We start from the raw sequence: 24,073 nt of genomic DNA on the forward strand, positions 1-24,073 counted from the left end.
TCGTTCCCCCTACCCCGCGATCGAGTCCGACGTGACGGTGTCGTCCTTCTTCTGCTCCAGGTCGATCGTGGTGCGCAGGGTGATCGGCTTGAGCAGCGCCGCCGCGATCACGCCGACGACGGCCACCGCGGCGGAGATGAGGAAGATGTGCGCGGTCGCGTCGCCGTAGACGGTGTGCACCACGGTCTGCACCTGCGGCGGCAGGGCCTTGAGGTTCAGCGCGCTGACGCTGCCCGTCGAAGCCTGGCCCGCGGGCACGTGCAGCGCGGTGGACAGGTCGGCGGTGACGCGGTTGGCGAGGACCGCGCCCAGCACCGAAACGCCGATGGTGCCGCCGAGGGACCGGAAGAACGTGACGGACGCGCTCGCCGCGCCGAGGTCCCGCAGCGGGACGTCGTTCTGGACCGCGAGCACGAGGTTCTGCATGGTCATGCCGACCCCGATGCCGACGACCGCCATCGCGACGCCGACGATCCACAGTGGAGAGTCGTGGTCGACCGTGCCGAGCCCGAGGAAGCCGAGCACCAGGATCACCGTGCCGGACACGATGTAGGGCTTGATCTTCCCGGTGCGGCTGATCAGGCGCCCGGAGACGGTCGAGGACACGAGCACGCCCGCCATCAGCGGCATGGTCAGCAGCCCGGCTTCGGTGGGGGAGTAGCCGCGGCCGATCTGGAAGTACTGGCCGAGGAACACCGCGCCGCCGAACATCGCCATGCCGACGGCGAGGCTCGCGATGATCGCCAGCGCGGGCGTGCGCTGGACGACGATCTTCAGCGGCACGACGGGTTCCCGCACCTTCTTCTCCACCACCAGGGCGAGCCCGAGGAGGACGAGACCGCCGGCCACCATGACCCCGGTCGGCCACGAGATCCAGTCGAAGGTGTTGCCGACGAACGAAACCCAGATCAGCAGCACGCTGACCCCGGCGGCGATGAGCGCGGCGCCGGCGTAGTCGACCTGGACGTCGTCCCGGCGCACGGTCACCAGCTTGAGGGTGCGCTGCAGCACGACGAACGCGACCACCGCGATCGGCACGCCGACGAAGAAGCACCAGCGCCAGCCCAGCCACGGCACGTCCACGATGAGGCCGCCCAGCAGCGGGCCGCCGACGGTGGCGACGGCCATCACGGCGCCGAGGTAACCGTTGTACCGGCCGCGTTCGCGCGGCGGGATGATCGCCGCGATCACGACCTGGACCAGCGCCTGCAGGCCGCCGACGCCGATGCCCTGGAACGCGCGGGCGGCGATCAGCTGCCCGGTGTCCTGGCTGAACCCGCTGATCATCGAGCCGGCCACGAAGATCACGATCGCGACCTGGACGAGCGTCTTCTTGTTGAACAGGTCGGCGAGCTTGCCCCAGATCGGCGTGGTCGCCGTCGCCGCCAGCAGGGTCGCCGTGACCACCCAGGTGTACTGCGTCTGGGTGCCGTTCAGCGAGCCGATGATCAGCGGCAGCGACGTCGACACGACCGTCGAGCTGATCATGGCCACGAACAGGGCGAGCAGCAGCCCGGACAGCGACTCCAGCACCTCGCGGTGGCGCATGGCGGTGTTTCTTTCCGTTTCCACAGGACCCCTTCACGTCTCCGTAAATTATTGCCCACTGTGCAAACTTGCGCAATGGGCACTTTAGGTCCGGTCGTTAGGCTGGGGCCATGGAGACGCTCGACACGCTGCGCACCCGCAAGAAGGCGGCGACCCGGCAGTCGCTGCACGAGGCGGCGCTGCGGCTGGCGATGGAGCGCGGGCTCGACGGCGTGACGGTCGAGGACATCGCCGACGTCGCCGGCGTCTCGCGGCGGACGTTCTCCAACTACTTCGCGAACAAGGAAGACGCGATCCTGCACGCCGACCGCGAGCGCACCGGGGTCCTGGTGTCCCTGGTCGAGAACCGGCCCCGCGGCGAGCAGCCGTGGCCGGCCCTGCGCGCGGCGTGCGCCGAGCTGTACCGGGCACAGACCATCCCGGACCGCGAGTGGGCGGCCCAGCTGCGCCTCCTCCGGCGGCACCCGTCCCTGCTGGCGCGGCAGGTCAGCGACCAGTTCACCCTGGAACGCGACCTGGCGGCGGTCCTGGTAGCGAGGGGCCACGGCCTGGAGGAGGAACTGGCCCACCTCATGGCGGCAACGTTCTTGACGGCGGTCCGCACAGCGAACGTGCGCTGGCTGGAGGGGCCGGGGGACCAGCCGCTGCCCGGGCTGGTGGACCACCTGCTCAGCCGCCTCGACCCCCGCTGACCACGCCGGTCATCGGTTGGCCGTTCGGAGACGGCCGACACGGTGTGAGGTTCTGCCGGACGTCGGTTATTCGTGTCCCAGCCACCGCGTCAATGCGGCTTCCAAGCCGTCGGTACCCCCGGCTGATGCCCAGGCGACAAAGCCATCGGGCCGCACCAGCAAACCGCTCAACCCGGCGTCCTCCGCGCGGCTCCGGACCAGCTCGAGACGGCTGGCATACGGCTTCGCCAGCACCGCCACCTCCTCGTCCCCGGCGAGGTCGACGAGCAGGGCCCGGCCCTCGTGAGCGGCGAGCAACGTGCCGTCCAGCCGGGGTGCCACCGAGCCGACGATCGGGTGGCTGTCCCCGAGGTCGTAATGCTGGTCCAGGCCGGAGATCCGCTTTGCGTAAAGGGTTGCGCCGTCGCGGGTGCCGAGGAAGCGGGTGACCACGTCCCGGAGTGCGCTGCTGTAGGCGTCGCCGCGCATGGCGGCCACCTGGGCGCGCGTCCAGTCGAGGACGCCGGCGCCGATCGGGTGGCGCTCTTCGGTGTAGGTGTCGAGCAGGCCGTCGGGGGCCCGGCCGCGGACGGTGGCGGCGAGTTTCCAGCCCAGGTTGACGGCGTCGCCGAGCCCGAGGTTCAGGCCTTGGCCGCTGAACGGCGAGTGCACGTGGGCGGCGTCGCCGCACAGCAGCACCCGGCCGCGCCGGTAGGTCGTGGCCTGGCGCGCGTGGTCGGTGAAACGGGTGCCGCCGTCGGCGACGGCGGTCACGTGGACGTCGAGGCCGCTGACGTGCCGGAGGCTCGTGTCCATCTCGGCCGCGGTGACCGGTGCGTCCCGGTCCGCCGGCGGGCCGTCCAGCTCGACGGTGCGGATCCAGCCCGGCCGCGGCCCGTGGACGTAGAGGCCGGTCGACGTGTGCTGCCAGCCCTTTCCCAGCAGCTCCGCGCCCTCGACGGTGCCCGTCGCCTGGCGGACCGTGATCGTCGGGTCCGTGCCGGGGAAGTCGAACCCCGCCCGGCGCCGGATCAGGCTGCGGCCGCCGTCGCAGCCGGCGAGCCAGGCCACGCGCACGTCGCCGCCGTCACGCAGGTGCACGGTGACGCCGTCCTCGTCCGCGTCGAACCCGCTCACCTCGACCCCGCGCCGGACCTCGACACCAGCTCCGCCGCGCGCTCGCCGAGGATCCGCTCCACCTCGACCTGCTCGACGGGGACGTACCAGGCGGGACCGCGGCCGAGCAGGAGGGGATCCTGCTCGTCGACGGCGCTCGCCGGCACCTGGATCCCGCCGAAGTGCCCGGCGAAGGGCGCCCGCTTTCCCTTGGCCTGGAACGGCAACTGCCCCTGCGCCGCCTCGATCGCGGGGAGCAGCCCGCGCCGCTCGAAGATCTCGGCGGAGGCGGTGTTGATCCCCGCCGCCTTGGGTGCGGTGTCGGGCTCGGTACGCCGTTCGGCCACCACGACCCGGATTCCGGCCAGCGCCAGCTCCGTCGCGAGCAGCAGGCCGACCGGCCCGGCACCGGCCACGAGCACGTCGTAATCCGTCATATAAGATAGACTACTCTATCCAACGGAGAGGTGACGATGCCCGAGCGACGCCGCGGAGCGGCCCTGGAGAAGGCCCTGCTCGACGCGGCCTGGGAAGAGCTCGCCGCCCACGGCTACGCCAAGTTCACGATGGACGCCGTCGTCCAGCGCGCCGGAACCAGCCCGCCGGTGCTCTACCGCCGCTGGTCCGGCCGCGACGAGCTCGCCCGTGCGGCCGTCGCGCACGTCCTGGACCAGGCCCGGGTCGAGGTCCCCGACACCGGGAGCCTGCGCGAGGACGTCCTCACCCTGATGCGGGAGATCAACCGCACGCGCGCCCGGTTCGTCACCGTCATGAACGCGCACCTGGCCGGCTACTACCAGGAGACCGGCACCGGTCCCGGCGACCTGTTCGCCGCGAAGCACCGGAAGGGCGCCGACGTGCTCTTCGACCGCGCCGTCGCCCGCGGCGAGATCGACCCGGAGCGCCTCAGCGAACGCGTCAAGTCACTGCCCTTCGACCTGCTGCGCCACGAAATCCTGGTGACCTTCGCCCCGGCGCCCGACCACGTCCTCGAAGAGATCGTCGACACGATCTTCCTGCCGCTCCTGAGCTGAAGCGCCTTGTCCCGCGGCCCTCCCGTTCCGGAAGCCGTACTTCTGCCATCGGCGGTTCCCGCGCTGACGACCGGGCCGCGCATGAGAGGCTGACCACGGCCGTAGCCGCCGACGCGAGGTGGCGCACCGTTGGGGGGCGGTCCGTCGAAACGTCGAAACCGAGGCCGCCATGACGTACCCGCCGAATCCCGGCCAGCCGCCGTACCCGGGCCAGCAGCCCTACCCGGGGCAGCAGCCTTATCCCGGCCAGCCGCCGTACCCGGCGCCGTCGGGTGGTTTCCCGGCGCAGCCGTACCCCGGTCAGCCCTACCCGCAGGCGCCCTACCCGGCGCCGGGGTACGGGATGCAGCCGCTGAAGCCGAGCGGGGCCACGGCGATCACCGCGGGGGTGCTCGCGGTGCTGGGCGGGCTGCTCTACCTGCTCGGCCTGATCGGCAACGTCGTGCTGCTGGCGAACCTCGGGACCGTGTACTGGCAGAACGTCCTCAGCCTGGTCGAGGTCGTGCTGCTCGCGGGGACGCTGCTCCCCGGCGGCATCCTGCTGTTCGTGCGCAAGCCGGCGGGCCGCGTGCTCACCATCGCCGGCAGCGGGCTCGCCATCCTGGTGACCGTGCTGTCGGTCGTGCTCAACGCGGCCGGCGTCGGGGCCCTGAGCACCGGCCTCGGCGGCATCCGCCTCGGCGGCGCGATCGTCGGCCTGGTGCTGGTCCTCGTCCCGGCCGGGGCGACGCTGACCCTCGCGCTCGTCAAGCCGACCGCGCTCTGGTGCGCGAGCCGCTAGCCCCAGCTCAGGAACCGGTAGTGCAGCCCGGTCGAGGACTCCAGCCACGCCCCGGTGGAGTCCGCCGGGCGGCCCACGTCCGGGGCGCGGGTGTCGCCGTCGAACGACTCCCGCAGTTCGGTGACGACGATCCGGTCCGCGAACGGCAACGCGGCCCGGTACACCGCCGCGCCGCCGATCACCCAGACGTCCCCGGCCGCCGCGGCCAGCGCCGGCTCCAGCTCGGGGAACGTCTCGGCGCCGTCCTGCGGCGTGCCCGACAGCACAAGGTTGCGCCGGCCCGGCAGCGGCCGGAACCGCGGCGGCAGCGACTCCCACGTGCGGCGGCCCATGAGGACGGTCGCGCCCGCGGTCAGGGTGCGGAAGTGCTTGAGGTCCTCCGGCAGGTGCCAGGGCAGCGTGCCGTCGCGGCCGATGACGCCCTCGGCCGACTGCGCCCAGACGAGCCCGATCACACCGCCACCGGCGCCTTGATGCCGGGATGCGGGTCGTAGCCCTCGACCGTGATGTCGTCGTAGGTGTAGCCGAACAGGCTGTCCGCCGGCCGCAGGCTCAGCGTGGGGAACGGCCGCGCCTCGCGGGAAAGCTGGGTTTCGACCTGTTCGACGTGGTTGTCGTAGACGTGGCAGTCGCCGCCCGTCCAGACGAAGTCGCCGACACCGAGGCCGGCCTGCTCGGCGATCATGTGCGTCAGCAGCGCGTAGCTCGCGATGTTGAACGGCACGCCGAGGAACAGGTCCGCGCTGCGCTGGTAGAGCTGGCAGGAGAGCTCGCCGTCGGCGACGTAGAACTGGAAGAACGCGTGGCACGGCGGCAGCGCCATCCGCGGAATGTCGGCCACGTTCCACGCGGACACGATGATCCGCCGCGAGTCGGGGTTCTCGCGCAGCGTGCGCAGCACCTCGGCGATCTGGTCGACGTGCCCGCCGTCCGGGGTCGGCCACGACCGCCACTGGACGCCGTAGACCGGGCCGAGCTCGCCGTCCGGCGCGGCCCACTCGTCCCAGATCGTGACGCCGTTCTCCTGCAGCCACGTGACGTTCGAGTCGCCGCGCAGGAACCACAGCAGCTCGTAGGCGATCGAGCGGAAGTGGACCTTCTTCGTGGTGATCAGCGGGAAGCCGTCGGACAGCCGGTACCGCAGCTGGTGGCCGAAGATCGACCGCGTGCCGGTGCCGGTGCGGTCCGCCTTGCGGGCGCCGGTGGCGAGCACGTGGCGGAGCAGGTCTTCGTACTGCGTGTCAGGCATGCCCTGGAGCGTAACGAGCGGCTGCGCCGAATGGCGCAAGGGCCGGGCCGATCACGGTTCGTCGTCGGAAGACTCCTCCGGCGGGCGCGTGCCGAGGAGCTGGTGGGCGCGCAGCGCCATCTGCATTTCCAGGCGCTGCAACGGGTCCGCGAGGCGGTCGCCGAACAGGCCCGTGAGCTGCCCGACGCGGTAGCGCACCGTCTGCGGGTGGATGCCGAGCGCCTGGGCGATGTCCGGGGTGCTGCCGTTGTGCTCCAGCCAGCTCAGCAGCGTTTCGGCCAGCCTGATCTGCTGCTTGACCGTGAGGGACGCGAACGGCGCGAGCACCTTGTCGGACAGCCGGTCGAGCAGGAACCGGTCCAGCAGCAGCCAGAGCGTCGAGAGGTGGTCCGCGGTGCGGGTCACCGCCCGGTCCTCGACCAGGCCGCTGCGGACGAGGTCCAGGGTGCTGCGGGCCCAGCGCCGGGACGTCGCCGCCTCGGCCGGCCGGACGCGCGGGCCGACCGCGGCCCGCCAGCCCGGCAGCCGGCCTTCGAGGCCGGGCAGGTCGCGGTCCGGGTCCGGGGTCAGCAGGCAGGGCTCGCTGCCTTCGAGGTCGAGCAGCACGTCGTCCGGCAGCTGGGGCGCGGCCGGCGGGTGCTGCTCGTCACGGGGTTCGAGCACGACGACGGTGACCCACTCCGGGATCTCCCACTTCGCGGCCTTCGCCGTCGTCGCCACCGTGGCCGGTGCGGACGCCGGGGTGGCCAGGAGCAGTTCGAGCAGCCGTCTGCGCCGGCGTTCGAGCGTGCCTGTCGCCCGTGCCTGCGCGAGGGTGTAACCCTGCACCGAGCAGGACGAAATCTCGTCCACGTAAGCGAAGATGGCCTCCGCGCCGACGCAGAGGATCGCCGCCGGGAGCCGGTGGACCTGACCGAACTGCGCGACGTAGCGCCACGCGGCCCGCCCGCCCGCGCGGTAGGCGGCCTGCAGCGAGTTCAGGCTCCCGCCGTCGTGGTAGACGCGCTTGCCGACCTCGACGAACATCTTCGGCCAGTCGTCCTGTGTGGACTCCCGCTCCTCGACGGCGTCGATGCAGCTGACGACCGCGCGCTCGATCGCGAGCACGATCACCTTGCCGAACTCGCCTTCGAGGGGCTTGGCGTACTCGGGCACGGCCCGCTGGATCTCCTCGAGGATCCGCCGCGCGACGGGGTCGGCGTGCGGCCGGAACCGCCGCGCGATCTCGGGGGGCAGCGAGCACCAGAGCCGTCGCGCCTGACCGGCGTTGCGCGGCTGCGGGACCAGGTGCTCCACGCCGTGCGAAACCGCCCGCTCTCCGGTCGTCCGCGTCACTGGTCACCCCTTGCCGCACGACGGCGGCGACTTCTCCGGTGAAGTCCGCGTGACACACCGCGTGCTCACGTGGCGCCTGACGCTCCGGCACCAGACGCGCACGCCATGTACTCACACGCGGTCCGATTTGGCAACCGTTGATCTTGTGCGCGGGTGAGGCCCTGTCGGTTCGCGAACACCCGGAAGGGAGAACTTGTCACCATCCGACAAAGCCCCCGGGGCGGGGTGACACTCACCTCCGGACGGGGTTCGCCGGGCGGATTTGTGAGCTGGGACGGTATCTTCGCCCGCGCCCCGGTTGTTAGCGTGATCAGCTGTTTCCGCTGCTCACGACCGGGGAGGACAGGATGACGGCGCTCGTGGCGTGGTGCTTCCGGCGGGCGCCGTGGGTCGTCGCCCTGTGGCTGGCCGCGCTCGGCGGGCTCGTCTTCGGCGCCCTGCACACCGGCGTCGCCTACCGCGACACGGTCGCCCTGCCCGCCGCGGACAGCTCGGTGGCGGCCGCTCTGCTGCGCGACGCCGGGGCTGCGGGGGACCAGGAACGCGTCGTGGTCCGGTCGGACGGCCGCGCGCCGGTCGACGCGCTCGCCGGCCGGCTGCGGACCCTGCCGCACGTCGTCGCGGTCGATCCCGGCCCGGTGTCGGACGGCGTCACCGTGCTGGACGTCCGGTTCGACGCCGAGGCCGAGGTGCTGGGCCAGGCGGTGGCCGACGACTTCGCCGGTGTCGTGCGCGATGCCGGGGTGCCGGCCGGGGCGTCCGGGCCGCTCGCCGCGATGACCGCGGCCGCGCCCGGCCTCGGCAACGCCGGGATCGGGCTGGTCGCCGCCGCGGTCGTGCTGCTGGTGGCGTTCGGCTCGCTGACCTGCGTGCTGCTCCCGGTCCTCACGGCGTCGGCGTCGGTGGGCTGCGCGCTCGCGGTCGTCGCGCTGCTGTCGCACGTCATGACCGTCCCGAAGATCAGCACCGAGATCGCCGCGCTGCTCGGGCTGGGCGTCGGCGTGGACTACGCGCTGTTCGTGCTCACCCGCTACCGGCAGGGGATCCAGGACGGCCTGGCCGCCGAACACGCTCTCGCGGCCGCCGCGAGGACGTCGTGCCGGAGCGTGGTCTTCGCCGGGGTGACGGTGTGCGTTTCCCTGTTCGGCATGCTCACCGTGGGGATGGCGTTCCTGGACGGGATCGCCGTCGCCGCCGCGGTTTCCGTGCTCCTGACGATGTTCGCCGCGCTGACGTTGCTGCCCGCGTTGCTGCGGCTGCTCGGACGGCGGATGCGCGTCCGCCCGGTCCGTCCCGGCGGGCTCTGGACCCGGCTGGCGCAGTCGGTGACCGCCCGGCCGGCGCCCTACGCGGCGGCCGCCGTCCTGGTCGTCGCCGTGCTTTCGCTGCCGATGACGGGCCTGCGGCTCGGCGTGCCGGGCGCGGAGCTGGATCCGCCGGGCAGCGTCACCAAGGTCGCCGCGGAACTCCTCGAGGACGGGTTCGGGCCGGGCGCGAACGGGCCGATCCTGCTGGTCGGCCGTCTCGACCACGCCTCGGCGGAGACGCTGCGCCAGACCGTGCTGAGCCGGGCCGACGTCGGCCCGCCGGCGTACCTGCCCGGATCCGTCGCGGTCCTGACGGCGGTGCCGCGGACCGCACCGGACGACCCGGCCACGGCCGACCTGCTCGGCTGGCTGCGCGCGGTCGCCGGGCCGGACGTCCACCTCGGGGGTGTGGTGGCCACCCAGGCCGACTTCTCCGCCGCGATCACCGGTCGGCTGCCGCTGTTCCTGCTGAGCGTCGTCGGCATCTCGGTGCTGGTGCTGGCCTGGGTGTTCCGCAGCGTCCTGATCCCGCTGACCGCGGCGGTGATGAACCTGCTCACCGCCGCCGCGACGACCGGCGTGGTGGTCTGGGTGTTCGGCGCGCCCGTCGAGCCTTACCTGCCGGTGTTCCTGTTCGCGGGCCTGTTCGGGCTGTCGATGGACTACGAGGTCTTCCTCATCGCGCGGATCCAGGAGGAGTGGCGCCGCGGGGCGGACACCCGCGGCGCGATCGTCGAGGGGCTCGTCTCGACCGGGCGGACCATCACCGCGGCCGCGCTGATCATGGCGCTGGTGTTCGTCTCGTTCGCGTTCGTGGACGCGCGGGTGGTGCGGGAGGCCGGGGTCGGCCTGACGGCCGCCGTGCTGCTGGACGCCGTGCTGATCCGCTGCCTGCTCGTGCCGGCGGTGATGGTCCGCCTCGGTGAAGCGAACTGGTGGTTCCCGCGGCGGTTGCGTTCGCGTGAGCACCGTTCCCGCACAATTCCTGTGCCGGATGACAAGCGCGAAGTCCTGACCTCTGCCGACCATTGATTCCCTTACGGCGCGTTGTTAGTTTTCGGAAAACCCGGTGAAAGGAGACGGCCGAAATGATGCGCGCCGGTGCGGTTTCCCTGGTCGTCGCCGTGACCACTGTTCTGTTTCCCGGTGCCGCGGCGGGATTCGCCACCAGTTTTGCCGACGTGCCCGCGGCCGGGGGCATCACCCTGGGCGCGATGGTGCTGCAGCCGTCGTCGCCCGGCCCGCACCCGCTCGCCGTCCTGATCGGCGCCTGGGGCGGTGGCCGCACGCAGAACATCATCCCGGCTCGTGACCTGGCTAACCGCGGTTACGTCGTGATTTCCTACGGCGCCCGCGGGTTCGGCGAGTCCGGGGGAGCGGTCGAGGTGGCCGGGCCGGACGACATCACCGACGTCTCCACGGTCATCGACTGGACGCTGGCCCACACGGCCGCCGACCCGGCCCGGATCGGCGTCGGCGGGGTGTCCTACGGCGCCGGGATCGGCCTGATCGCGGCCGGGTTCGACGCGCGGATCAAGGCCGTCGCCTCGCTCAGCGGCTGGGCGGACCTGGTCGCGTCGCTGACCCAGAACGACACCCGCCACGGCCTCGCCGGGCTCGTGCTCTACCTGTCGGGCAAGGCCAACGGCACGCTCAGCCCCGAGACCGACACGATGCTGACCAAGTTCCTGGAACCGGCGATCTCCGACGCCGACTCGCAGGCCGTGATCGACTGGTCCCGGCCGCGCTCGCCGTTGTCCTATGTGGACCGGATCAACACGAACCACCCGGCCGTGCTGGCCATCCAGACCTGGAGCGAGACGGTCTTCCAACCCGGACAGATGGCCGATTTCTATCAAAGACTCGCCGGCCCGAAGCGTGCCGAATTCGTGCCGGGCGACCACGCCGCGTCCGAGTCCGGCGGCCTGCTGGGCCTGCCCAGTGACACCTGGACGTCGGTCTACCGCTGGTTCGACGCCCACGTCGCCGGCACCGACACGTCGATCGAGACCGAGCCGCCGGTCGTCACCCGCGCCCGTCCCGGGACGCAGCGCCCGGAATACCGGCCGGACTGGCCGTCGTTCGTCGCCCCGCCGTCGCGGTCGTACCTCGGCCGCGACACGCTGCAGGCCACGCCCGCTGTCTGGACCAGCAGCATCGCGGCGAACCGCGACACCGTCGCCAACGGCGGCATCCCGCTGGCCACCTACAGTCTCGAGGCGCTGAGCGGGAACCCGCCGACGGCGTTCCTGTGGCAGGTCGACCGGGGCAGCGGCGCGGTCTGGACCCAGTCGCCGGTCAAGGCGGCCACCCAGCTGCGCGGGTCGTTGCGCGCGCACCTCACAGTCGTGCCGCCCGCCACCGCCGGGACGGTCGTCGCCTACGTCTACGACGTCGACCCGCTCGGCACCGGCAGCCTCGTCAACTACCTGCCCTACAGCTGGAAACACGCGACGCCGGGGCAGCCGCAACCGGTCGACCTGGACTTCTCGCCGACCGCCTACACCGTCGCCGCCGGCCACCACCTCGCCCTGGTCGTCGACTCGAAGGACCCGCTGTTCCTGGACTGGAACACCGGCGACGGACGGCTCGGCTTCGTCTCGACGGCGGCCGACCCGTCGTGGCTCGACGTGCCGGTGCGCAAGAGCGGAGCGACGCCGTGACCGTCACCCGCGAGGAGTTCACCGCGCTGCGCGCGGGCGGGCTCAACTGGGACGTCCTGCCGCTGCGGCTGTTCGCCAAGGGCAACAACAAGTTCTGGAACCCCGCCGACCTGGACTTCACCCAGGACGCCGTGGACTGGGCCGCGCTGTCGGAGCAGCAGCGCTTCGCCGCGACGATGCTGTGCGCGCAGTTCGCCGGCGGCGAGGAGGCCGTCACGCACGACATCCAGCCGTTCCTCGCCGCGATGGGCGCCGAGGGCCGCTTCGCCGACGAGATGTACCTGACGCAGTTCTGCTTCGAGGAAGCCAAGCACACGCAGGTGTTCAGGCTCTGGCTCGACGCCGTGGGCGTCACCGGCAACCTGCACGAGCACGTCGAGGACAACCCGGGCTACCGCGCGATCTTCTACGACGCGCTGCCCACCGCGCTCGGCCGCCTGCGCGAGGATCCCAGTCCCGCCAACCAGATCCGCGCGTCCGTCGTCTACAACCACGTCGTCGAAGGGGTGCTCGCGCTGACCGGGTACTTCGTGTGGAACCGGGCCTGCCGGGCGCACGGGATCCTGCCCGGCATGCAGGAGCTGATCCGCCGCATCGGCGACGACGAACGACGGCACATGGCCTGGGGCACGTTCACCTGCCGCCGTCACGTCGCGGCCGACGACCGCAACTGGCAGATCGTGCAGGACGAGATGCAGGCCCTGCTGCCGCACGCCATCGCGCAGATCGAGTGGACCACCGCCCGGCTCGACGGCGACCCCTTCGACCTGCGGATGGACGGCGTCATGGAGTACGCCGCCGACCACGCGATGCGCCGCCTGCGCGCGATCGAAGCGGCGCGCGGGATGCCGGTGGCGTCCATCGACCTCGACTACAGCCCGGAACAGCTCGAGGAGGACTTCCTCGACGAGGACAACGCGGCGGGCTCGTGAGCGGCCGGAAGGCGCCGACGCTGGTCGTGGTCGCGCTGGGCGCGTTCGTCACCACCCTGGACAACAACATCGTCGCCGCTGGGGTGCCGTCCATCGCGCGGGAACTCTCCCTGGATCTCTCGGCCCTGCAGTGGGTGAGCATCGGCTACATGCTCCCGTTCGCGAGCCTGCTGCTGGTCGCGGGCACGCTCGTCGACCGCTGGGGCCAGCGGCTGACGCTGTCCGCCGGCTTGCTCGCGTTCGGGCTCGGCGCGGCGGTCGGCGGCCTGGCCGGGTCCGCCTGGGTGCTGGTCGGCGCGCGGGTGGTGCAGGGCCTGGCGGCCGCGTTCCTGGTGCCCGGCCTGCTGAGCCTGCTCCGGACCAACCTGGACGCGCGCGGCCGGGCTGTCGGCGCCACGCTCTGGACGGCGAGCCTGGCCGTCGCGCTCGCGCTCGGCCCGACCCTGGGCGGCCTGCTCAGCGAATACCTCGGCTGGGGCTGGATCTTCTTCGTCAACCTGCCGTTCGTGGCCGTGATGCTGGCCCTGCTGCCGGTGACGGCCGGCGCCCGCCGCGACTCCGGTGGCGGCCGCCCGGCGATCGGGTCGATGACGCTGGTGACGGCCGGGCTCGTGCTGCTCACCGTGGCGCTGGTCGAGTTCGGTGACGACACCCGCACCGGTGACGTCGTCCCGTCGGTGCTGGCCGCGGGCGGGCTCGGGTTCCTGGCCTGGTTCGCCGTCCGGGAGCGCCGGGCCCGCGAACGCCTGGTCGCACCGGACCTGACCGGGCAGCGGGTGTTCGTCGGCGCGCTCGCCGTGCAGCTGCTGTGGGGCCTGGGCGTCTCGGGCGTCTTCTTCTTCACCCCGTTGCTGCACCAGGAATCCCTCGGGCTCAGCCCGGTCCGGGCCGGGCTCCCGCTGGTGCTGGTGGCGGTCGCGATCATGGCCGCGACGCCGCTGGTGCCGTGGGCGGTGACCCGGTTCGGTCCACATCGGACGGTCGGGGCCGGGCTCGTCGTCGTCGCCCTCGGGCTGCTCGCCGTCGCGCTGGTCAACCACATCCCCGAGGTGCTGCCGCGCGCGCCCGGGCTGGTGCTGATCGGCGCCGGTTCGGCCCTGACCACGCCGCTGACCTCGCACGCGCTCGAAGTCGTGGCCGAACGGCACGCCGGGACCGCGTCCGGCCTGCTCACGGCGTCCCGGGAGCTGTCCAGCGCCCTCGGCGTCGCGCTCGTCGGCGCGGTGCTGACCGCGGTGCGCGCCGCCCGGCTCGACGCGGGTGTCGCGGCGGGTCCGGCGCTGGCCGGGGGCTACACGGCCGGGCTGCTGGTCGCCGCCGGCCTCGAACTCGCCGGGGCGGTACTGGCCCTGACGGTGTTCTGGGCGCGGAAAACCCTTCCCGCGGTGACAAGCACGACCACAGGTTCTCCGTTTCCCGATGAGTACCGCGTTTCCCGCGATTGACACTCCGAGTTCGGCCGAAATACAGTTTGTTTATTCGAAGGTGAAGATCGGCGCTCCACCCGAATTACTCCGACGCTATCGGCGAGGGGCTATGGAAACCATTTCTCAGACGGCCTTCGCGCGGCCAGTCCACGACGCACTCGACGGCGATTCCTTCGCCACCCTGCTCGGCAAATGGGCCCGGCGCCTGGGTGACGAGGTCGCGGTGACGTTCCTGGACTACCGCACCAGCCCCGACGGCCGCGCGGTGAGCCTCACCTGGCGCGAGCTGGACGACCGGGTCAGCGCCGTCGCCGCGCACCTGGGCACCCTCGCCGCGCCGGGCGAGCGCGCGGCGGTCCTGGCCACGCAGTCCGCCGACTACGTGGTCGCCTTCCTCGGCGCCCTCCGCGCCGGCCTGGTCGCCGTCCCGCTGTTCGCGCCGAACCTGCCCGGCCACGCGGGCCGTCTCGCCGCGACCCTCACCGACTGCGCGCCGCAGGTCGTGCTCACCACCGCCGACCTGACCGGCGAGGTCGGCGGCTTCCTCGCCACCCACGACGTCGACGCGGCCCTCGTGGCCGTCGACACCCTGCCGCCGGTCACGGGCGAGCACGAGTGGCACCGCCCGGCGCCGGACGAGCCGGCGTACCTGCAGTACACGTCCGGCTCCACGCGCTCGCCGGCCGGAGTCGTGCTGACCCACCACAACGTCCTCTCCAACGCCCGGCAGTGCTGCGCCGCCTACGGCGCCGAGTCCGGCACGACGTCGACGATCAGCTGGCTGCCGCTGTTCCACGACATGGGCCTGATCCTCGGCATCGGCGCGCCGATGTTCGGCGGCCTGACCTCGGTGCTGATGGACCCGCTGGCCTTCCTGGAGCGGCCCGGCCGGTGGCTGCGGGCGCTCTCGGCCAGCCCCGGCGGGATCAGCGCGGCGCCCAACTTCGCCTACGCCTACAGCGCTTCCCGCGTCACGGACGACGAGAAGAGCTACCTCGAGCTGAGCCGGGTCGTCTCGCTGATCAACGGCAGCGAGCCGGTGCTGCCCGCGACCATCGCGAAGTTCCAGGCCGCGTTCGGCGAGTGCGGGCTGCGGCCGGAGGTCCACCGGGCGTCCTACGGGCTGGCCGAGGCGACCGTGCTCGTCTCAGTGACCGACGCGGGCACGCCGTCGCGCCAGGTCACCTTCGACCGCGGCCGCCTGGCCGAGGGGTTCGCGGTGCCCGCGCCCTCCGGCACCACGCTGGTCTCTTGTGGACGGCCAGTGGACCAGCGGATCCGCATCGTCGACCCGAACGGCGAACCGGTCGCGGACGGCGAGGTCGGCGAGATCCGGGTGAGCGGGCCGAACGTCGGCCAGGGCTACTGGGGTCGTCCCGAGGCCTCGACGTTCCGGAACGGCTGGCTGGCCACCGGCGACCTCGGGGTCTGGTTCGAGGGTGAGCTGTACATGACCGGACGCCTGAAGGACCTGGTGATCGTCGACGGCCGCAACCACTACCCGCAGGACATCGAGCAGACCGTCGAAGCCCATCCCGCCGTGCGGCCGCATTCGGCCGCGGCCTTCGCGATCCCGCACGACGAGGGCGAGGTGGCCGTCGTCGTGCTTGAACAGGCGAAGAACTCCGACGGTGAGGTCGCCGTCGGAGAGTTGCGCGCGGCGGTGTCGGCCGAACACGGCCTGCGGCTGCACGACGTCGTCGTCCTGTCGCCCGGCGAGGTGCCGCGTACCTCCAGCGGAAAGATCAGCCGGGCACTCTGTCGAAAGTCCTATCTGGACGGACGGTGGGCGCGATGACCCCGGACGCCATCCGGGCCTGGCTCGTCGAGCGGGTCGCCGAGATCACCGGCGGGCCGGTCGATCCCGACCGTCCGCTGCAGGAAGCCGGACTGTCCTCACGGGACGCGACGATCTTGACCGGCGACTTGGGCCAGTTCCTCGGACACCCTCTCCCGGCGACCTTCGTGTGGCAGCACCCCAGCATCACCGCGCTCGTCACCGCACTGTCCACAGTGGATGTCGAGCGCCCGGCTCCGGCGCCGATGGCGGCAGGGGAGCCGATCGCGATCGTGGGTGTCGGCTGCCGCCTGCCCGGCGGTGTCGAGTCACCGGCGCAGTTCTGGCGGTTCCTCGACGCGGGCGCCGACGGCATCGGCGAAGTCCCCGAGGGCCGCTGGGAGTCTTTCGCCCCGGCCGAGGCCCTCGCCGGACTGCCGCGTCGCGGCGGGTTCCTGGGTGACGTCGCCGGGTTCGACGCCGCGTTCTTCGGCATCACCCCCCGCGAAGCCGAGGCAATGGACCCGCAGCAGCGGACGCTCCTGGAGGTGACCTGGGCGGCCCTGGAGCACGCGGGCATCCCGCCCGGCTCGCTGCGCGGCACCCGGACCGGCGTGTTCGTCGGGCTGTCGGCCAGCGAGTACGGCTACCTCACGATGACCGACGTCACCGGCATCGACGCCTGGTCGGGCACGGGCGCGGCGGCGAGCATCGCCGCGAACCGGCTGTCGTACCTGCTCGACCTGCGCGGCCCGAGCCTCACGCTCGACACGGCGTGTTCGTCGTCGCTGGTCGCCGTGCACCAGGCCGTGCAGAGCCTGCGCCGCGGCGAAAGCGAGACCGCGCTGGTCGCGGGCGTGAACCTGCTGCTGTCGCCGGGCATCACCGCGAACTTCCACCGCGCCGGGGTGCTCGCGCCGGACGGGCAGTGCAAGCCGTTCGACGCCGGCGCCGACGGGATCGTCCGTGGTGAGGGGTGCGGCGTGGTCGTGCTCAAGCCGCTGAAGGCCGCCCGCGCGGCCGGCGACCGCGTGCTGGCGGTGATCCGCGGCAGCGCCGTCAACTCCGACGGCCGTTCCAACGGCATGATGGCCCCCAACCCGGACGCCCAGGCGGCGTTGCTGCGGGACGCCTACGCCGTCGCCGGCGTCGATCCGTCCTCTGTGGACTACGTCGAGGCGCACGGCACCGGCACGCTGCTCGGCGACCCGATCGAAGCCGGGGCGCTGGGCGAGGTCCTCGGCGCCGGGCGCGAACCCGGCCGCCCGCTGCTGGTCGGCTCGGTCAAGAGCAACCTGGGCCACCTCGAAGGTGCGGCCGGGATCGCCGGGCTGATCAAGGTGGTGTTGGCCCTGGTGCACCGGCGGCTGCCGCCGAGCCTGAACTACCACGAGCCCAACCCGCACATCGACTTCGACGGCCTCGGCCTGCGCGTGGTGGCCGCGGGCACCGGCTGGCCGCGGTACCCGGGCACCGCGCGCGCCGGCGTCTCCGCGTTCGGCTTCGGCGGGACCAACGCCCACGTCGTGATGGAGGAGTGGCCCGCCGCGGCGTTCCCGCCCCGCGCCGACGCCGGCGGTCCGCGGATCTTCGTGCTCTCGGCGCGCTCGGCCGACGTCCTGCGCGCCCGCGCTCTTGAGCTGGCGGACTGGCTGGATTCGCCCGCCGGACGGGCCGTGCCGCTGGGCGCCGTCGCGTCGACGCTCGCGACCCGGCGCGAGCACCTTCCCGTCCGCGCCGCCGTCGTCGCCGAGGACCGCGGGGCTCTCGTGAACGCGCTGCGCGACGTCACCCCTGACGAAACCCGGGGGCGCGCCGACGTCGTGTTCGTCTTCTCCGGTTACGGCTCGCAGTGGCCGGAGATGGGCCGCGAGCTGCTGCGGACCGAACCCGCGTTCCGCGCCGAGATCGACGCGCTCGACCCGGCCTTCCGCGCCGAAGCGGGGTTCTCGCTGCGCGAAGTCCTTGCGGGGGAACGGGAACTGCCCGACCTGGGCGCGACGCAGCTGGCGTTGTTCGGCATGCAGACCGCGCTGGCCGGGCTGTGGCGGGCGCACGGCGTCGTCCCCGCCGCCGTGCTGGGGCATTCGATGGGCGAGGTCGCCGCGGCCGTCGTCGCGGGCGCGCTGGACGTGACGGACGGGCTGCGCGTGATGGCGACCCGTGCGCGGCTGCTCGCGGAGGTCGACGCGGCCGGCACCGGCGCGATGGCCGTCGTCGAGCTGTCCCCGGCGGAGCTGGCCGAGTTCCCCGACGTCACCGTCGCGGTGTACGCGTCGCCGACGCAGTGCACGGTCAGCGGGGACGCCGACCAGGTCGACGCGCTGGTCGCGCACGTCGAGCAGCTCGGCCGGCTCGCCCGCCGTCTGCCGGTCCGCGGGGCCGGGCACTCGGCCGCCGTTGACGCCGTGCTCGACCGGTTCCGCTTAGCCCTGACCGGGTTGGAGCCCGGTCAGGCCGAAATCCCTTGTTACAGCACCGTTCTTGATGATCCACATGAGACACCGACGTTCGACGTCGAGTATTGGGCGGCGAACCTGCGCCGTCCGGTGCGGTTCACGCAAGCCCTCGCGGCGGCGACGGACGACGGCCACCGCGTGTTCGTCGAGATCTCGCCGCACCCGATCGCGCTGGCCGCGGTCGAGCAGACCACCGGCGGCGCGGCGATCGGCCTGCCGACCGGCAGCCGCAAGATCGGCGAGCGGGTGGCGTTCCTGACCAGCCTGGCCCGGCTGCACGTCCTCGGCCGGCTCGGCGTCCTGGACCACGGTCCGCGCACGGCACCGGTCGAGCTGCCCGGCCCGATCTGGCGGCACGAGCGGTTCTGGCCGTCGCGGCGGCCTGGGGCGGGTGTGCACCCGCTGCTCGGTGTCCACATCGAACAGCCCGGCGGCGACCTGCACCTCTGGCGCGGCGACGTCGGCACTGCGCAGCTGCCGTGGCTGACCGACCACGCGGCGATGGGCGTCCCGCTGTTCCCGGCGACCGGTTTCCTCGAACTCGCGCTGGCGGCGGGGGACCGGATCGGTGACCTGGAGCTGCACCAGGTGCTGCCGCTGGCCGAGCACACCGAGGTCACCACGAGCCTTTCCGGCGGGAACGTGAGCGTGCACGCGCGTTCCGGGCCCGGCTGGGTCCGCCACGCGACGGCGCGGGTCCTCGATGGTGCACCGCCGCCGACGCCGTTCGGTCCCGTTTCGGGTGACCCCGTCGACGTCTACCGGGCTCTGGAAGACCTGGGCCAGAGCTACGGCCCGGCGTTCCGCGGCCTGCGCCGAGTCGTGGCCACACCCGGCCGGGCGTCGGCGTCGATCGCGCTGCCGCCGGAGGCCCGGGACCACCCGGCGTACCGGCTGCACCCGGCTCTCGCCGACGCGTGCCTGCACGCACTGGCCGCCACGACCAAGCTCGGCGACGCCGCTGGCCTGTACCTGCCGCTGACGATCGGCGAGGTGACGCTCGCCGGTGACCCCCGCGGTGGTGTCCGGGTGGACGCCGTCCTCGACTCGGTGGACGAGTCGGGTGCCGGGCTGCTGGGCAGCGTCCAGCTCGTCGACGCCGAAGGTGCGGTGCTGGTCGAGTTCCGGGACGTCTACTGCCGGCGGTTCCAGCGCCCGACGCTGCCGGGCCGGGTCTTCGAGGCGGGGTGGGAGCAGTCCGAGCTGCCGCCCGCCGATGCGAACGGGACGCACAGCTGGGTCGTGCTCCGGGAAGCGCCGGAGCACGAACAACTCGACGACGCCCGGTGCACGGTCCCCCTGGGCGACCGCGAAGGCCTCGCAAAGGTCCTTCGCTCGGGCGAGGTGACCGGCGTGCTGGCCATGGTGGGTTGCGCGTCCGAGCTGGGCACCCCGGACCCGTCCCGGGCGGCCGCCTTGGTCTTGACGCTGTCCTCGGTGGCCGCCGAGCTGGCGTCCTTGCCAACGCCACCACGGTTGTGGCTGGTCAGCGCAGGCGCGGCAGCGGTCGAGCCGGGCGAGCCAGGCCACCCCGACTTGGCGGCCCTGCGGGGCTTGGTGCGGGTCCTGGCGTTCGAGCACCCGGAGCTGAGGGCAACCCACCTGGACTTCGACGCCGAGCCGGACCCGGCGCACCTGTGGCTGACCAAGCTGCAGGAGGAGGTAAGGGCAGACACCCCAGACGACGAGATAGCGTGGCGCGAAGGCATCCGCTTCACCCGGCGCCTGGTACGCCCGACCCTCACCGAGCCACCGCCTGGCGGCCCCGACGGCAACGGCCCGGCGATCGCCTCGACGCCGCCGGCTTCGGCCGATGGGGGCGCGGGGCATGGCCGCGTTCGTACTGAGATCGCCGAGCCGCCGCGTGCCTCGGTTGGCGGGGTCGCGGGGCGGAATGGCGTTTGCACCCAGGCCGCGGAGGCATCGCGAGGTTCCTTGGGCGGGGTTGCCGAGCGGGATGGCAGTGGTCCGGCCGTCGCGGAGGCACAGCGGGGCTCGGTTGCTCGGCGGGATGGCAACCACTCGGCCGCCGCCGAAGCGTTGCGAGGTTCGGCCAGTAAAGATGCCGTGCCTGTCGTCCGTAAAGGTGCCTACCTCATCACCGGTGGCCTGGGCGGTCTCGGCCTCGTCGCCGCCAAGTGGCTCGCCGACCGCGGTGCCACCCGCCTGATCCTCTCCGGGCGAAGCGGTCCCACTCCCGACACCGAAGACTTCCTGCGCGACCTCAACGTGGACATCCAGGTCCTCACCGGCGACATCGCCGAACCCGGCACCGCCGAAAAGCTCGTCGCCGCCGCTGGGGACCTGCCCCTGCGTGGGGTGCTGCACGCCGCCGGCACCCTCGCCGACGAGGCCGCGATCGGACTCACCAAAGAAGCCGTCGAGAGCGTCTGGCGGCCCAAAGCCCTCGGCGCATGGCGGCTGCACGAAGCCACCGCGGGCCTCGACCTCGACTGGTGGCTCCTCTACTCCTCCGCCGCCGCGCTGTTCGGCTCTCCTGGCCAAGCCGCCTACGCCACCGCCAATGCCTGGGCCGACGCGCTCGTCGCCTGGCGGCGCGCACAAGGACTGCCCGCCGCGACGATCAACTGGGGGGCCTGGGGCGAAGCCGGCGCCGCCGTCGGCAGCCGGAATCCCGTGCTCGAGCCGCTCGGCACCGCCGAAGCTCTCGACGCTCTCGAGGTGATCCTCGGCAGCGATCGCGAAGCGACCGGCGTCGCCCGCGTCGACACCGAGGCCGTGCTCGCGCTGTTCCCGCGGCTGGCCGAACGCCCGTTCTTCGAGCTGTTCGTCCCAAGCGAAGGACCGTCCACATGGGACGGCATGGCCGCGCTGCACAAGAACGACCCGGAGCAAGCACGGAAGGCGATGACCGACCACCTGGCGGCCCTCGTCGCCGGGCTCATGGGGTTCCCCCGGGGTGAGGTCGACCGGCACGCGCCGCTCACCAGTCTCGGCCTGGACTCGCTGATGGCGATGCGGGCCCGCGGCGCCGTGGAACGCGACTTCGGCCTGCCGCTGCCCGTTCCGCTCCTGCTGCGCGGCGCGAGCCTCACCGAGATCGCCGGGCACCTCGCCGAACAGGCCGGGTTCGGCGCGGGCGCACCGGCCGAGCCGCGGCCCACCGTGCTCGGGCCGCGGGACCCCGCCGAACGGTGGGTCGCCCGGCACTGGCAGGCCGTGCTCGGCGGGCCGGAACCGGGGGTCTACGAAGATTTCAAAGGCAACGAAGACCAGACGAAAAGGCTGCGAGAAGCCTTCGCCGAGGACCTCGATGACGTCCCGGACGCCGATCGGCTGTTCGCCACGCCCACCATCGCCGCGATGGCCGACCTGCTCCGCGCGCAGGTCGAGGGCTTCGGCGGCGGTCCGGTGCGGCTGCTGCGCGACGGCGTCGCGGCCGACCCCGTCTTCTTGTTCCACCCGGCCGGCGGCCCGACGAGCGTCTACCAGGAACTCGTCCGCCTCCTGCCCGAAGGACAACCGGCCTACGGGCTGGAGCGGATCGACGAAGAGGACACCGTCGAGGGCAAGGCGGCGTGCTACGTCGAGCTCCTGCGCGAGATCCAGCCACACGGCCCGTACCGGCTGGGCGGCTGGTCGTTCGGCGGCTGCCTCGCCTACGAGACGGCCAAGCGCCTGACGGCGGCGGGGGAGAGCGTCGACGTCGTCTTCATGATCGACACCATCCTGCCGCTGCCTGCACCCGAGACGAAAGACCTGCTCCTCGACCGTTTCGACCGGTTCGCCGAGCACATCGAGCTGACCTACGGCGTCCCGCTGGAGATCCCGCGGGCCGAACTCGAGCAACTCGGGGAGCACGACCAGATCCGCCTCGTGCTGAACCGGCTGGCCGCCCAGGTGCCCGGCATGGGCCAGGGCGTCCTGCACCACCAGTACACGTCCTATGTGGACGCCCGCGTCGCCGAACGTTACGACCCCGGGCCGTACGCCGGGAAGGTCCTCCTGCTGCGCGCGCAGGACCCGCACCCGCTGACGACCACCCTCGACCCGCGGTACCTGCGGACCGACGACCCCCTCGGGTGGGACGCGCACTGCGCGGACCTGGAGATCGTTCGCGTGCCCGGTGACCACCTCTCGATGATCGACCCGCCGCACGTGTCGGTGATCGCGGACGCCCTGTCCGCCGTGCTCACCGGACTGCCCGCAGGAAGGGGATGACGATGACGCTCGAAGACCTCAGCTTCGCGCCGACGACGTCGTTCCGGATCGCCGACCTGGCCTCGCGCCAGGACGAGGTCGTCCGGATCGCCGAGAAGCGCGCGATCGACCGGCAGCACGCCAAGGGGAAGCTGACCGCCCGCGAGCGGATCGACCTGCTGGTCGACCCGGGCTCGTTCGTCGAGCTGGACCAGTTCGCCCGGCACCGCTGCACCGAGTTCGGGATGGACGCCCACCGCCCCTACGGTGACGGCGTCGTCACCGGGCACGCCACTGTGGACGGACGGCAGATCTGCCTGTTCTCCCAGGACTTCAGCGTCTTCGGCGGCAGCATGGGCGAGGTCTTCGGCGAGAAGGTCCTCAAGGTGATGGACCTGGCCATGACGCTCGGCTGCCCGGTCGTCGGCATCAACGACTCCGGCGGCGCGCGGATCCAGGAGGGCGTCGTCTCGCTGGCCTACTACGCGGAACTGGGCCGCCGCAACGCCCACGCCTCCGGCGTGATCCCGCAGATCTCGATGATCATGGGCCCGTGCGCGGGCGGCGCCGTCTACTCGCCCGCGATCACCGACTTCACCGTGATGGTCGACGAGACCTCGCACATGTTCGTCACCGGACCGGACGTCGTGCACGCCGTGACCGGCGAACGCGTGACCGCGCAACAGCTCGGCGGCGCGGCCACCAACAGCGAGGTCGCCGGGAACGCCCACCACCGGGCCGCCGACGAGCACGACGCGATCGAGTGGGTCCAGACCCTGCTCGGTTACCTGCCGTCGAACAACCTCGACCCCGCCCCGGACTACGCCGACGACACCGCTCCCGAACTCACCAAGTCGGACATGGAGCTCGACCGGATCGTCCCGGACTCGCTCAACCAGGCCTACGACATGACCGAGGTGATCGTCCGGCTGGTCGACGACGGCGACTACACCGAGATCCACAGTGCCTTCGCGCCCAACATGATCTGCGCGTTCGCCCGGATCCAGGGCCGCTCGGTCGGGGTGGTCGCCAACCAGCCTCGCCACCAGGCCGGCGTGATCGACATCGACGCGTCCGAGAAGGCCGCGCGGTTCGTGCGGTTCTGCGACGCCTTCGGCATCCCGCTGCTCACCCTCGCCGACGTTCCCGGTTACCTGCCCGGCGCGGACCAGGAACGCGGCGGCATCATCCGCCGCGGCGCGAAGCTGATCTACGCCTACGCCGAGGCGACCGTGCCGAAGGTGACCGTGGTGACGCGCAAGGCCTACGGCGGCGGGTACGCCGTGATGGGTTCCAAGCACCTCGGCGCCGACGTCAACCTGGCCTGGCCGACCGCGGAGATCGCGGTGATGGGCGCGGAAGGCGCGGTGCAGGTGCTGCACCGGCGGGAGCTCGCCGGGCTGCCCGCGGCGGAGCAGGCCACCGCCCGCCGCCGCCTCACCGAGGAGTACCGCGAACGCCACGCAAGTCCTTACCTGGCCGCCGAACGCGGGTACGTCGACCAGGTCGTCGCGCCGTCGCAGACCCGCCTGCAGGTGGCCCGTGCGCTGCGCACGCTGCGGAACAAACGGCAGACCCTGCCGGCCAAGAAGCACGGGAACATCCCCCTGTGA

At 72.4% G+C, this 24,073-nt stretch carries 15 protein-coding genes and 1 pseudogene; 10 read left to right on the top strand and 6 right to left on the bottom strand.

Annotated features, from left to right (window positions below):
* Positions 1 to 9 precede the first annotated feature (9 nt).
* Positions 10 to 1,548 (bottom strand): MDR family MFS transporter, encoded by a 1,539-nt coding sequence (locus VA596_RS44965; RefSeq protein WP_323336197.1) that lies wholly within the window; start codon positions 1,546 to 1,548, stop codon positions 10 to 12.
* Between the two features lie 110 nt (positions 1,549 to 1,658).
* Between VA596_RS44965 and VA596_RS44970 the strand changes: the two genes are divergently transcribed.
* The gene (locus tag VA596_RS44970; protein ID WP_323336198.1) at positions 1,659 to 2,240 is read left to right on the top strand and encodes a TetR/AcrR family transcriptional regulator; all 582 of its coding nucleotides are present in this window, start codon (positions 1,659 to 1,661) and stop codon (positions 2,238 to 2,240) included.
* A gap of 66 nt (positions 2,241 to 2,306) precedes the next feature.
* Here the strand turns inward: VA596_RS44970 and VA596_RS50760 are convergent, their stop codons facing one another.
* Both VA596_RS50760 and VA596_RS50765 read right to left on the bottom strand, forming a co-directional pair.
* Positions 2,307 to 2,708 carry an aromatic-ring hydroxylase C-terminal domain-containing protein gene (locus VA596_RS50760; RefSeq protein WP_410171981.1) on the bottom strand — a complete coding sequence of 134 codons (402 nt, stop codon included), beginning with the start codon at positions 2,706 to 2,708 and terminating at the stop codon, positions 2,307 to 2,309.
* A 78-nt stretch (positions 2,709 to 2,786) separates the two neighbouring features.
* Positions 2,787 to 3,772, bottom strand: a pseudogene (locus VA596_RS50765) (FAD-dependent monooxygenase); the annotation flags it as partial.
* A gap of 36 nt (positions 3,773 to 3,808) precedes the next feature.
* Here VA596_RS50765 and VA596_RS44985 point away from each other — a divergent pair.
* Both VA596_RS44985 and VA596_RS44990 read left to right on the top strand, forming a co-directional pair.
* On the top strand, positions 3,809 to 4,369 hold the full coding sequence (locus tag VA596_RS44985; protein WP_323336202.1) for a TetR/AcrR family transcriptional regulator: 561 nt from the start codon (positions 3,809 to 3,811) through the stop codon (positions 4,367 to 4,369).
* A 169-nt stretch (positions 4,370 to 4,538) separates the two neighbouring features.
* Positions 4,539 to 5,150, top strand: a complete 612-nt coding sequence (locus tag VA596_RS44990; protein ID WP_323336204.1) for a hypothetical protein — start codon at positions 4,539 to 4,541, stop codon at positions 5,148 to 5,150.
* On the opposite strand, the gene VA596_RS44995 is transcribed toward VA596_RS44990, so the two are convergent.
* From VA596_RS44995 to VA596_RS45005, 3 genes are read right to left on the bottom strand one after another with little or no spacing between them, the layout of a single operon-like run.
* Positions 5,147 to 5,605: a dihydrofolate reductase gene (locus VA596_RS44995; protein WP_323336205.1), complete on the bottom strand. Its 459-nt coding sequence runs from the start codon at positions 5,603 to 5,605 to the stop codon at positions 5,147 to 5,149. The two genes, VA596_RS44990 and VA596_RS44995, sit on opposite strands and share 4 nt — an antisense overlap.
* Positions 5,602 to 6,399 (bottom strand): thymidylate synthase, encoded by a 798-nt coding sequence (locus VA596_RS45000; protein WP_323336206.1) that lies wholly within the window; start codon positions 6,397 to 6,399, stop codon positions 5,602 to 5,604. Before VA596_RS45000 ends, VA596_RS44995 begins: the two co-directional genes overlap by 4 nt.
* Positions 6,400 to 6,450: 51 nt before the next feature.
* Positions 6,451 to 7,695, bottom strand: coding sequence for a helix-turn-helix domain-containing protein (locus VA596_RS45005; protein ID WP_323336404.1), 1,245 nt, complete (start codon positions 7,693 to 7,695; stop codon positions 6,451 to 6,453).
* Positions 7,696 to 8,081: 386 nt separating this feature from the next.
* Here VA596_RS45005 and VA596_RS45010 point away from each other — a divergent pair, with 386 nt between their 5' ends.
* The 7 genes from VA596_RS45010 (at position 8,082) to VA596_RS45040 (ending at position 24,073) form a co-directional block, all read left to right on the top strand.
* Positions 8,082 to 10,073 carry an MMPL family transporter gene (locus tag VA596_RS45010; RefSeq protein ID WP_323336208.1) on the top strand — a complete coding sequence of 664 codons (1,992 nt, stop codon included), beginning with the start codon at positions 8,082 to 8,084 and terminating at the stop codon, positions 10,071 to 10,073.
* A gap of 56 nt (positions 10,074 to 10,129) precedes the next feature.
* Entirely contained in the window at positions 10,130 to 11,704 is a 1,575-nt protein-coding gene (locus tag VA596_RS45015) for a CocE/NonD family hydrolase (protein ID WP_323336210.1), read from the top strand.
* Positions 11,701 to 12,636: a R2-like ligand-binding oxidase gene (locus VA596_RS45020; RefSeq protein WP_323336212.1), complete on the top strand. Its 936-nt coding sequence runs from the start codon at positions 11,701 to 11,703 to the stop codon at positions 12,634 to 12,636. Before VA596_RS45015 ends, VA596_RS45020 begins: the two co-directional genes overlap by 4 nt.
* Positions 12,633 to 14,081 carry an MFS transporter gene (locus tag VA596_RS45025; protein ID WP_323336214.1) on the top strand — a complete coding sequence of 483 codons (1,449 nt, stop codon included), beginning with the start codon at positions 12,633 to 12,635 and terminating at the stop codon, positions 14,079 to 14,081. Before VA596_RS45020 ends, VA596_RS45025 begins: the two co-directional genes overlap by 4 nt.
* A gap of 91 nt (positions 14,082 to 14,172) precedes the next feature.
* Positions 14,173 to 15,861, top strand: coding sequence for a fatty acyl-AMP ligase (locus VA596_RS45030; protein WP_323336216.1), 1,689 nt, complete (start codon positions 14,173 to 14,175; stop codon positions 15,859 to 15,861).
* Positions 15,858 to 22,481 (top strand): polyketide synthase, encoded by a 6,624-nt coding sequence (locus VA596_RS45035; protein WP_323336217.1) that lies wholly within the window; start codon positions 15,858 to 15,860, stop codon positions 22,479 to 22,481. The genes VA596_RS45030 and VA596_RS45035 overlap by 4 nt, the downstream gene beginning before the upstream one ends.
* Positions 22,478 to 24,073 (top strand): acyl-CoA carboxylase subunit beta, encoded by a 1,596-nt coding sequence (locus tag VA596_RS45040; RefSeq protein ID WP_410171977.1) that lies wholly within the window; start codon positions 22,478 to 22,480, stop codon positions 24,071 to 24,073. The genes VA596_RS45035 and VA596_RS45040 overlap by 4 nt, the downstream gene beginning before the upstream one ends.

This window comes from Amycolatopsis heterodermiae (genome assembly GCF_034929455.1).
Classification (GTDB): Bacteria; Actinomycetota; Actinomycetes; order Mycobacteriales; family Pseudonocardiaceae; genus Amycolatopsis; species Amycolatopsis heterodermiae.

Coding starts and splice junctions, on each gene's coding strand:
- VA596_RS44990 (WP_323336204.1), top strand. CDS start 4,539: ATGACGTACCCGCCGAATCCCGGCCAGCCGCCGTACCCGGGCCAGCAG.
- VA596_RS44970 (WP_323336198.1), top strand. CDS start 1,659: ATGGAGACGCTCGACACGCTGCGCACCCGCAAGAAGGCGGCGACCCGG.
- VA596_RS45040 (WP_410171977.1), top strand. CDS start 22,478: ATGACGATGACGCTCGAAGACCTCAGCTTCGCGCCGACGACGTCGTTC.
- VA596_RS45035 (WP_323336217.1), top strand. CDS start 15,858: ATGACCCCGGACGCCATCCGGGCCTGGCTCGTCGAGCGGGTCGCCGAG.
- VA596_RS50760 (WP_410171981.1), bottom strand. CDS start 2,708: ATGCGCGGCGACGCCTACAGCAGCGCACTCCGGGACGTGGTCACCCGC.
- VA596_RS44985 (WP_323336202.1), top strand. CDS start 3,809: ATGCCCGAGCGACGCCGCGGAGCGGCCCTGGAGAAGGCCCTGCTCGAC.
- VA596_RS44965 (WP_323336197.1), bottom strand. CDS start 1,548: ATGCGCCACCGCGAGGTGCTGGAGTCGCTGTCCGGGCTGCTGCTCGCC.
- VA596_RS45010 (WP_323336208.1), top strand. CDS start 8,082: ATGACGGCGCTCGTGGCGTGGTGCTTCCGGCGGGCGCCGTGGGTCGTC.
- VA596_RS45015 (WP_323336210.1), top strand. CDS start 10,130: ATGATGCGCGCCGGTGCGGTTTCCCTGGTCGTCGCCGTGACCACTGTT.
- VA596_RS45000 (WP_323336206.1), bottom strand. CDS start 6,399: ATGCCTGACACGCAGTACGAAGACCTGCTCCGCCACGTGCTCGCCACC.
- VA596_RS45030 (WP_323336216.1), top strand. CDS start 14,173: ATGGAAACCATTTCTCAGACGGCCTTCGCGCGGCCAGTCCACGACGCA.